This window comes from Micromonospora sp. NPDC003944, from assembly GCF_053605225.1.
Genome location: NZ_JBSGIV010000117.1, coordinates 1 through 9,961, shown reverse-complemented (window position 1 = coordinate 9,961; position 9,961 = coordinate 1). Strand labels below are relative to the sequence as shown.

Here is a 9,961-nt window from a genome sequence, read left to right as displayed (position 1 = left end):
GTTACGGGTAGCGGCGGGACCGCAGTAGTAGAAGTTCGGCTGCGCCTCGTAGCGCACACCCAACTCCCGCTCACCATGACCACCCTTACGGTCAGCCTGACTCTGGGTGGCCGGCTTGCTGGTGGTGGGTGCGGCGAAGGCGGTGGTGACGGGGCCGGCGATCGCACCACCGGCGAAAGCGAGACCAGCAGCGGTCAGGGCAGTCTTACGAATCAGATCGGTACGCATGATGGCGTGCTCCTCTGCCTCGGGGGATGCCTCGGGGGACACCCGCACCACCTCGAAGGGGTGGATGGCGGTGCGGGGGAAAGTTCACGGGGTCCTGCCCGGCGACCCGCGAGAGGGGGTCGGCGTCGGGACAGGGTGTAACCGACCGCGGCAGCGGATCATTCCGCCTACCTACGGGGGGGTGCTCGGCGGTGCGGGGGATGTAACCGGGGCGACCCGCCGGGTGTTCCCGACGGCTGCTGCCCGCGCCCCACGACCCGACGGGCGCGGTGGCATGCCAGGTATAACGACCCGACCCGGCCCCCGATTCCGCCGACGAGGTGACCCAGACCACCCGACACCGACCACCAAACCCGACAACTCGCCCATTCCGCCCCACACGGCCAGGCCGGCGAACCAGGCACGGGGGCCACACCGGCGTGATCGACTCGGGTTCCTGAAAGTCGCGGTGTCCCGGCGCCAGGGATACCCCGACTTCCTGAAGCCCGAGTGGATCATGCCGGTCTGCGCCGTTCGCGCCGAATCGGCCATGCATGATCCGGCCCGGCCAAGAGGGCAGGCCCGACCAAGGACAGAGCACGAACCCCGGACAAGGTACAAACCCCTGGACAAGGGACGAAACCCTAGGAAGGCCCAGGTCCGGGCAGGGCACGGGTCCGGGCAGGGCACGGGTCCGGGCAGGGCACGGGTCCGGGCAGGGCAGACCAAGGACGAGGCAGACCAAGGACGAGGCAGACCAAGGACGAGGCACGATCCGCGGACAAGGCAAGGAACCCCCGACAAGGCACGAACCCTGGGCACGGCACCGACAAGGGACCGGGCCCTAGCCCAACCCAAGATCGTGCTCGATCCATGCAATAGGCCTCTCCCCGAGCGGACAAGGCCACTACAACAAGGATCGAGCGCGATCATGCGCGCCGCCCGCACCCAACGCAGGGCAGGCAACGGCAGCCAGCATGGACCAACTGGCCGCCTGCAGCCGAGCGAGCGGGGGGCCAGCGTTCAGGTGCTGGGCTTCGCCTCCGCACCGTCGTCGGTCTTCGTGCCCTGGTCGAGGGCGGCCAGGATGGCCTCGGCGGTTCGCCGACCCACCCCCGGCACCTCGGTGATCTCTTCGACCGTGGCGGCCGAGAGTCGCTTGAGCGAGCCGAAGTGCCGCAGCAGCGCTTTGCGACGCACCTCGCCCAGGCCGGGCACGCGGTCCAGCGCGGACTCGGTCATTCGCTTGGAGCGGCGCTGCCGATGGAAGGTGATGGCGAACCGGTGCGCCTCGTCACGTACGCGTTGCAGCAGGTAGAGCCCCTCCGAGGTGCGCGGGAGGATGACCGGGAACTCGTCGTCCGGGAGCCACACCTCCTCGAGTCGCTTGGCCAGCCCGCACAGCGCCACGTCGTCGATGCCCAGGTCGGCGAGGGCCTGCGCGGCGGCCGCGACCTGTGGGGCACCGCCGTCCACGACCACCAACTGCGGCGGGTACGCGAACTTTCGGGGCCGGCCGGTGGTCGGGTCGATCAGGACGCCGACCTGCGGCTCGACCGCGTCCAGGGGGGCCGCCGTGTCGTCCGGGGCAGCCGTCTCGTCGGCGGACTCCACGCCCACCTCGCCCGTCTCGGCCCTGGCGTCCAGGTAGCGGGCGAAACGGCGACGGAGCACCTCGGACATCGCGGAGAGGTCGTCGGTGGCACCCCGGACGATGAACCGCCGGTACTCGCTCTTGCGGGGCAACCCGTCCTCGAATACCACCATGCTGGCGACCACGTCGGTGCCCTGGATCTGGGAGATGTCGAAACACTCGATGCGCAGCGGCGACGTGCTCATGCCCAGCGCCTCGCTGATCTCGTCAAGTGCCTTGCCCCGGGTGGTGAGGTCACCGGAGCGCTTCAGCTTGTGTCGGGCCAGCGCGTCCTTGGCGTTGCGCTCCACGGTCTCCATCAGCGCGCGCTTGTCGCCACGCTGCGGCACCCGCAGCGACACCCGACTGCCCCGGTGGTTGGAGAGCCATTCGTTGAGCGCGTCGGCGTCCGCGGGCAACTCGGGGACCAGCAACTCCCGGGGTACGTCGGCCTCGCCGTGCTCGCCGCCGTACACCTGGGTGCAGAAGTGGTGGACCAGGTCTCCGGTGGTCAGGTCCTCGGTCTTCTCCACCACCCAGCCGCGCTGGCCGCGGACCCGGCCGTCGCGGACGTGGAAGACCTGGACGGCCGCCTCGAGCGGGTCGTCGGCGAACGCGACGACGTCCGCGTCGGTGCCGTCGCCGAGCACCACCGTCTGCTTCTCCATGGCCCGGCGCAGCGCGGCCACGTCGTCGCGCAGCCGGGCGGCCCGCTCGAACTCCAGCTGCTCGCTCGCCTCGGTCATCTCACGTTCGATCTTGCGGACCATGGTGTCGGTGCGCCCGGCCATGAAGTCGCAGAACCCGTCGACGATGGCCCGGTGTTCGTCGGCGGAGACGGTGCCGACGCACGGCGCCGAGCACTTGCCGATGTAGCCGAGCAGGCAGGGACGGCCGACCTGCCCGGCCCGTTTGAACACCCCGGCGGAGCACGTGCGCGCGGGGAACACCCGCAGCAGCAGGTCCAGGGTCTCCCGGATGGCCCAGGCGTGCGAGTAGGGACCGAAGTACCGTACGCCCTTGCGCTTGGCGCCGCGCATCACCTGCAGCCGTGGGTACTCCTCGTCGAGGGTGACGGCGAGATAGGGGTACGACTTGTCGTCGCGGTAGCGGACGTTGAACCTCGGGTCGTACTGCTTGATCCAGGTGAACTCCTGCTGGAGCGCCTCGACCTCGGTGCCGACGGTGATCCAGTCCACCGACTCGGCGGTGGTGACCATCTGTCGGGTGCGTTCGTGCAGGTTCCACACGTCGCCGAAGTAGGAGTTGAGTCGGCTGCGCAGATTTCGCGCCTTGCCGACATAGATCACTCGACCGGTGCCGTCGCGGAAGCGGTAGACCCCCGGTAGTTCCGGGATGGTGCCGGGTGCGGGACGGTAGGTCGAGGGGTCAGCCACACCGACAAGCCTAGTCCGCGACACCGACAGCCCACCGCAGGCACGTGATCCACTCGGCGTCCCGGAAGTCGGGGTGTCAGCACGTGCCGGACACCCCGACTTCCCGAAACACGAGTCGATCTAGCCGCGCAGCGCCGCGCAGCGCCGCCCCGGCCGGGGGGCCGCGTCGGGTCAGGCCAACGAGATCTGGTCCCCGGTGACCTTGATGTCCTTGGGCGGCAGCGGCTTGGTGGCCGGGCCGGCCTTCACCGAGCCGTCCTCGATCGAGAACTTGCTGCCGTGGCAGGTGCAGTTGATGGTGCCGCCGTCGACGTTCGTCACCGGGCAGTTCTGGTGCGTACAGATCGGGCTGAAGCCCTTGAACTGACCGGCCGCTGGCTGGGTGATGACCACGCCCTCGGCGGCGAGGACCTTGCCGCCGCCGACCGGGATGTCGGCGGTGGTGGCCAGCGACTGGGCATTCTGCCGGTCGCCGCCGCCGGCGTCGCCGGTGCTGGGTACGGCGGGGCCGCCACTCGTGGGCGCGCCGCTGCCGCTGCCGCCGTCGTCACTGCCGCAGGCAGCCAGGACGACGGCCGCGCCGACCGCCCCGACGCCGGTGAGCAGGGTACGACGGGTCTGCGTACCCGGACCGGTCAGCGCCTGATCGTCACTCATGCCTCGCCTCTCTCTCGCCCGCTGCGCCGGTCAGAAGCCGGTCACACTTCTCCACACGCGCAACTGTGCCGGATGGTTCATCGCGGCATTGGTCCGACCCGGTAAATAGGGCGGGGCGGGTCGTCAACCGACCCGCCCCGCCCGAGGCACACATATCCAGCGAGGTCAGCGCGCGGTGGCGGCCACCTTGCGGCTGGCCCGCGCCTTGGTCACGCCGTTGGCCTTGGCGGCCCGGGTGGTGGCCGCAGCCGCACCCTTGGCCGCACCGTCGAGCTTGAGCACTTGGCGCAGGAACTCGCCGGTGTGGCTCTCGGCGACCTCGGCGACCTCCTCGGGGGTGCCGGTGGCGAGCACGGTGCCACCGCGGTGGCCACCCTCGGGCCCCATGTCGATCAGCCAGTCAGCGGTCTTGATCACGTCGAGGTTGTGCTCGATGGTGATCACCGTGTTGCCCTTGTCGACGAGCCCTTCGAGCACCATCAGCAGCTTGCGGATGTCCTCGAAGTGCAGACCCGTGGTCGGCTCGTCGAGCACGTAGACCGTCCGCCCGGTGGAGCGCTTCTGCAGCTCGGACGCGAGCTTGACCCGCTGCGCCTCACCGCCGGAGAGGGTCGGCGCGGGCTGACCGAGGCGGACGTAGCCCAGGCCGACGTCGACGAGCGTCTTGAGGTGCCGGTGGATGGCCGGGATGGCGGAGAAGAACTCGGCAGCCTCCTCGATCGGCATCTCCAGCACGTCCGAGACGGTCTTGCCCTTGTAGTGCACCTCCAGGGTCTCCCGGTTGTACCGGGCGCCCTTGCAGACCTCGCAGGGGACGTACACGTCGGGGAGGAAGTTCATCTCGATCTTGATGGTGCCGTCACCCGAGCACGCCTCGCAGCGCCCGCCCTTGACGTTGAAGGAGAACCGTCCCGGGCCGTACCCGCGGACCTTCGCCTCGGTGGTCTCGGCGAAGAGCTTGCGGACGTGGTCCCAGACGCCGGTGTAGGTGGCCGGGTTGGAGCGCGGCGTCCGACCGATCGGCGACTGGTCCACGCCGACGACCTTGTCCACGTGCTCGAGACCGGAGACCCGGGTGTGCCGACCGGGCACCAGCCGGGCGCCGTTGATCTGGTTGGCAAGCACCGCGTACAGGATGTCGTTGACGAGCGTCGACTTGCCCGAGCCACTGACCCCGGTGACCGCGATCAGCTGGCCCAGCGGGAACGAGACGGTCAGGTTGCGCAGGTTGTGCTCCCGCGCCCCGTGCACCACCAGCTCGCGGTCCTTGGTCTGCGGACGGCGCTTCGCGGGCGTCGGGATCGACCGGCGACCCGCCAGGTACGCCCCGGTGATCGACTCCTTGTTCTTCAGCAAGGCCGGAACCGAGCCGCTGTGCACGATCTTGCCCCCGTGCTCACCCGCGCCGGGCCCGATGTCGACGATCCAGTCGGCGACCCGGATGGTGTCCTCGTCGTGCTCGACCACGATCAGCGTGTTGCCCAGCCCGCGCAGCCGGATCAGGGTCTCGATGAGCCGGTGGTTGTCGCGCTGGTGCAGCCCGATGGACGGCTCGTCGAGCACGTAGAGCACGCCCACCAGACCGGAGCCGATCTGGGTGGCCAGCCGGATGCGCTGCGCCTCGCCGCCGGAGAGCGTGCCGGCCGGGCGGTCCAGGGAGAGGTAGTCCAGGCCGACGTCGAGCAGGAACCGCAGCCGGGCGTTGATCTCCTTGAGGACCCGCTCGGCGATCATCTTCTGCCGGTCGGTCAGCTCGATGCCGGCGAGCAGGTCGGCGCACTCGCCCACGGACAGGTTGCAGACCTCGGCGATGCTCTTGCCGGCGAGGGTGACCGCGAGCACCTCGGGCTTGAGCCGGGCGCCGCCGCACGCCGCGCACGGCACGTCGCGCATGTAGCCCTCGTACTTGTCGCGGGACCACTCGGACTCGGTGTCGGCGTGCCGGCGCTCGATCCACTGCACCACGCCCTCGAAGCCGGTGTAGTAGGAACGCTCACGGCCGTACTTGTTGCGGTAGCGCACGTGCACCTGGTCGTCGGAGCCGTGCAGGATCGTCTTCTGCGCCCGCGCCGGCAACGCCCGCCACGGGGTGTCGATGTCGAAGTGCTGCGCCTCGCCGAGCGCCTCCAACAGGCGCAGGAAGTATTCCAGGTTGTGCCCGGTGGACCAGGGCTGGATGGCGCCCTCGCGCAGGCTGCGCTCCGGGTCGGGGACCAGCAGCTCCGGGTCGACCTCCTTCTTGGTGCCCAGGCCGGTGCACTCCGGGCAGGCGCCGTAGGGCGCGTTGAAGGAGAACACCCGGGGCTCGAGGTCCTCGATGGCGAGCGGGTGGTCGTTGGGGCAGGCCAGGTGCTCGGAGTAGCGGCGCTCCCGGTCCGGGTCGTCCTCGGGAAGGTCGACGAAGTCGAGCAGGACCAGGCCACTGGACAGGCCCAGCGCGGCCTCGACCGAGTCGGTGAGCCGCTGCTTGGCGCTCGGCTTGACGGTGAGCCGGTCGATCACCACCTCGATGGTGTGCTTCTCCTGCTTCTTGAGCTTCGGCGGCTCGGTGAGCGGGTGCACCACACCGTCGACGCGGGCCCGGGCGTAGCCCTTGGCCTGCAACTCGGCGAAGAGGTCGACGTATTCGCCCTTACGGCCCCGGATGACCGGGGCGAGCACCATGAACTTGGTGCCCTCGGCCATGGCGAGGACCCGGTCGACGATCTGCTGCGGGCTCTGCCGGGAGATGCGCTCACCGCAGACCGGGCAGTGTGGCTCACCGATGCGGGCGTAGAGCAGGCGGAGGTAGTCGTAGACCTCGGTGATGGTGCCGACGGTCGAGCGCGGATTGCGCGAGGTGGACTTCTGGTCGATCGAGACGGCCGGGCTCAGGCCCTCGATGAAGTCGACGTCCGGCTTGTCCATCTGGCCGAGGAACTGCCGGGCGTACGACGAGAGCGACTCGACGTAGCGGCGCTGCCCCTCGGCGAAGATGGTGTCGAAGGCCAGGCTCGACTTGCCCGACCCGGACAGCCCGGTGAACACGATGAGTGCGTCCCGGGGCAGGTCGAGACTGACGTCACGCAGGTTGTGCTCGCGCGCGCCACGGATGATCAGTCGGTCGGCCACGGTGCGTGTACTCCCGGGAGAAGACGAAGCGAAGAATGTGTCCCGCTCTGGGTGCTCTTGAGCGGTCGTGCGGGCGCAGAAAACATGCCTCGGCAACTCTAGCCCCGAGGTATGACAGTTTCCCCCGCCCGCACATTCCCCCAGCTCAGCCCGGTCGGCCGCGCCGCTCGCAAGCCCGGTCACGCCGCCCCGGTCGCGACGCCCCCGGTCAGTAGCCGCCGGGTGCCGGCGGGCGCGCGGCCCGGCGTCGGGCCGAACGCCACCCACCGCGACGCTCGGCCGCCACCCGGGCCTCCCGCCGTCGGCTCTCGTGGGCCACCTCACCCTGCAGCCGCCGCCAGCTCTCCCACCGACGGGTGGAGAGCTCACCCGTGTGCAGGGCCTCCCGGACCGCGCAGGCCGGCTCGCCGTCGTGGCCGCAGTCAGCGTACCGGCAGCCCTCGGCCAGCCCGACGATGTCGGTGAACGCCCGGTCCAGCCCGACCGCGCCGTCGAGCAGGCCGACCGCGCGCACACCTGGCGTGTCGATCACCGCACCGCCGCCCGGGATCGGCACGAGGGCTCGCCAGGTGGTGGTGTGCCGACCCTTGCCGTCGACGCGCCGGATCGCCTGGGTGGGCATCATCACCGCCCCGACGAGGGCGTTGACCAGGCTCGACTTGCCGGCGCCGGACGGGCCGAGCAGGCCGAGCGTGCGACCGGGCGTCACCTCGGCGCGCAGCGCACCCAGCCCGAGGCCCCGTTCGGCGCTGACCGGCAGCACCGGCACCCCGGGGGCGACGGCGGCCAACTGGCGGGCCAGCGCGCCCGGGTCGGCCGCGAGGTCCGCCTTGGTCAGCACGACAAGTGGCCGGGCACCGGACTCGTGGGCCAGGGAGAGCAGCCGTTCGATGCGGCCGACGTCCGGCTCGGGGTGCACCGGCTCCACCACGGCGGCGGCGTCGAGGTTGGCGGCCAGCACCTGGCCGCTGGCGTCCTTGCCGGCGGTACGCCGGATCAGCGCGGATCGCCGCGGCAGCACCACCTCCACGGTGACCCGGCGGTCCGGCCAGGTGGTGAGCAGCACCCAGTCCCCGGCGCAGGGCAGCGCGGACGGGTCCCGTGCGGCGGCGGTCAGCACCGCCCCGCCCAGGCTGGCCCGGACCGGGCCGACCGCGGTGAGCACCGTGCAGACCCCCCGGTCCACCCGGGCCACCCGGCCCGGCTGGTGCTCGCCGCGACGCGCGGCGTACGCCGTCCGCTCGGCGTCCCAGCCGAGGGCGGTCAGATCGATAGTCATGGCATCCTCATCGGTGTCGAAGCTGGTGATGGCGGAACACGCGTGCCACGTCCGGCATGATCACCACCTCCGTCCGATGTCCCGGTGCCGCGTCTGCCGCTGACGGTAGGTCGCGCGGCGACGCGCCGAAAGCGATTTCCCCGGCGACGGCGCGGGCGGCGGACCGCTAGGGTCGACGGGTGACGACGGATCCGCTGCTGCTGATGGGCGAGGTCGACGCGGCCACCAGCCGGCTACTGCGTACCGCCGCGTCTTTCGACACCGCGGACCTGGCCGCCGCGTCGCTGCTGCCGGGGTGGACGCGCGGCCACGTGTTGGCGCACCTGGCGCGCAACGCCGACGGCTTCGTCAACCTGCTCACCGCAGCCCGCACCGGGCAGGCGCTGCCGATGTACGCCTCGCTCGAGGCCCGCGCGGCGGACATCGAAGCCGGTGCGGCCCGGCCGCCGGCCGAGCACCTCGACGACCTGCGACGCACCGCGGACCTGTTCGCCGAGGCGGTCGCGGCGATGCCGGCCGACGCCTGGGCGGCGACGGTGCAGGCGCGTAAGGGGCCGTGGCCGGCCGTGCTGCTGGTCTGGGGTCGACTACGGGAGATCGAGGTGCACCACCTCGACCTGGCCGCCGACTACCGGGCCGCGCACTGGTCGGAGACGTTCACCCACCGACTGCTGCGCGAGGCGGCGAGCCATCACGCGGTGACGCCGACGCCGCCGTCGATGGTGCTCCGCCTCGACGGCAGCGAGCACGAGCTGGTGATCGGGGATCGCGTCGGCGCCCCGGTCGTCTCCGGTCCCGCCCCCGACCTCGCCGCCTGGCTGATCGGCCGCGCCGACGGCGCCCCGCTCTCCGTCACCCCCGACGGTCCCCTGCCCACTCCACCGGAATGGATATAGAAACGTCATGACATACAGCGGAGACGTCACGCACGGCGGCGCGCCGGCGGTACGGGAGCTGGACGGGCTGACCATCAGCAAGCTGTCGGTGGGTCCGATGGACAACAACGCCTACCTGCTGCGCTGCACCGGCACCGGCGACCAGGTGCTGATCGACGCCGCCAACGAGGCCCCCCGGCTGCTCGATCTGATCGGCGACGGTGGGCTCACCGCCGTGGTGACCACGCACCAGCACATGGATCACTGGGTGGCGCTGGAGGAGGTCGTCGCGAAGACCGGCGCCCGGGCGCTCGTGCACGCCGACGACGCGGCGGGGCTGCCGATCGAGGCGGAGCGGCTGGCCGACGGTGACACCGTGGCGGTCGGCGACTGCGCGCTGGAGGTCATCCACATCAAGGGGCACACCCCCGGGTCGATCGCGCTGCTCTACCGTGACCCGGCCGGCACCCCGCACCTCTTCACCGGTGACAGTCTCTTCCCGGGCGGGGTGGGCAACACCGACAAGGATCCGGAGCGCTTCGCCGCGCTGATCGGCGACGTCGAGCACAAGCTGTTCGACGAACTCCCGGACGACACCTGGTTCTACCCGGGTCACGGCAAGGACAGCACCCTCGGCGCGGAGCGCCCCGCCCTCCCCCAGTGGAAAGCCCGAGGCTGGTAACCCCCACCACCAGGTTCAGAACCACCAACCGACGGCGGCGGGGGGCCCGCCGTGCCCGGCGCAGGGATCAAGCCTGACCGCCCGGAGCCGGGTGCGGTGGGCGGGGGCGGGGGCCCGCCG

General features: G+C 71.1%; 6 protein-coding genes and 1 pseudogene. 2 read left to right on the top strand and 5 right to left on the bottom strand.

Features of this window, described 5'->3' with window-relative positions; genetic code table 11:
- The 5 genes and pseudogenes from ACWER9_RS31130 to rsgA all read right to left on the bottom strand — a co-directional run.
- A pseudogene (locus ACWER9_RS31130) lies at nucleotides 1-228 on the bottom strand (C39 family peptidase); the annotation flags it as partial.
- A 1,002-nt stretch (nucleotides 229-1,230) separates the two neighbouring features.
- Complete coding sequence (gene uvrC / locus ACWER9_RS31125; protein ID WP_452305210.1) at nucleotides 1,231-3,237, bottom strand: excinuclease ABC subunit UvrC; 2,007 nt, start codon at nucleotides 3,235-3,237, stop codon at nucleotides 1,231-1,233.
- A 171-nt stretch (nucleotides 3,238-3,408) separates the two neighbouring features.
- Nucleotides 3,409-3,894 (bottom strand): Rieske (2Fe-2S) protein, encoded by a 486-nt coding sequence (locus ACWER9_RS31120; protein WP_452305209.1) that lies wholly within the window; start codon nucleotides 3,892-3,894, stop codon nucleotides 3,409-3,411.
- A gap of 165 nt (nucleotides 3,895-4,059) precedes the next feature.
- Nucleotides 4,060-7,005 (bottom strand): excinuclease ABC subunit UvrA, encoded by a 2,946-nt coding sequence (gene uvrA, locus ACWER9_RS31115; RefSeq protein WP_452305208.1) that lies wholly within the window; start codon nucleotides 7,003-7,005, stop codon nucleotides 4,060-4,062.
- A 208-nt stretch (nucleotides 7,006-7,213) separates the two neighbouring features.
- Nucleotides 7,214-8,284, bottom strand: a complete 1,071-nt coding sequence (rsgA, locus tag ACWER9_RS31110) for a ribosome small subunit-dependent GTPase A (protein WP_452305207.1) — start codon at nucleotides 8,282-8,284, stop codon at nucleotides 7,214-7,216.
- A 179-nt stretch (nucleotides 8,285-8,463) separates the two neighbouring features.
- On the opposite strand from rsgA, the gene ACWER9_RS31105 reads away from it, so the two are divergent.
- Nucleotides 8,464-9,180 carry a maleylpyruvate isomerase family mycothiol-dependent enzyme gene (locus tag ACWER9_RS31105; RefSeq protein ID WP_452305206.1) on the top strand — a complete coding sequence of 239 codons (717 nt, stop codon included), beginning with the start codon at nucleotides 8,464-8,466 and terminating at the stop codon, nucleotides 9,178-9,180.
- Between the two features lie 7 nt (nucleotides 9,181-9,187).
- A complete protein-coding gene (locus ACWER9_RS31100) occupies nucleotides 9,188-9,841 on the top strand; it encodes an MBL fold metallo-hydrolase (protein ID WP_452305205.1) in 654 nt (217 codons plus the stop codon).
- Nucleotides 9,842-9,961: the final 120 nt, after the last annotated feature.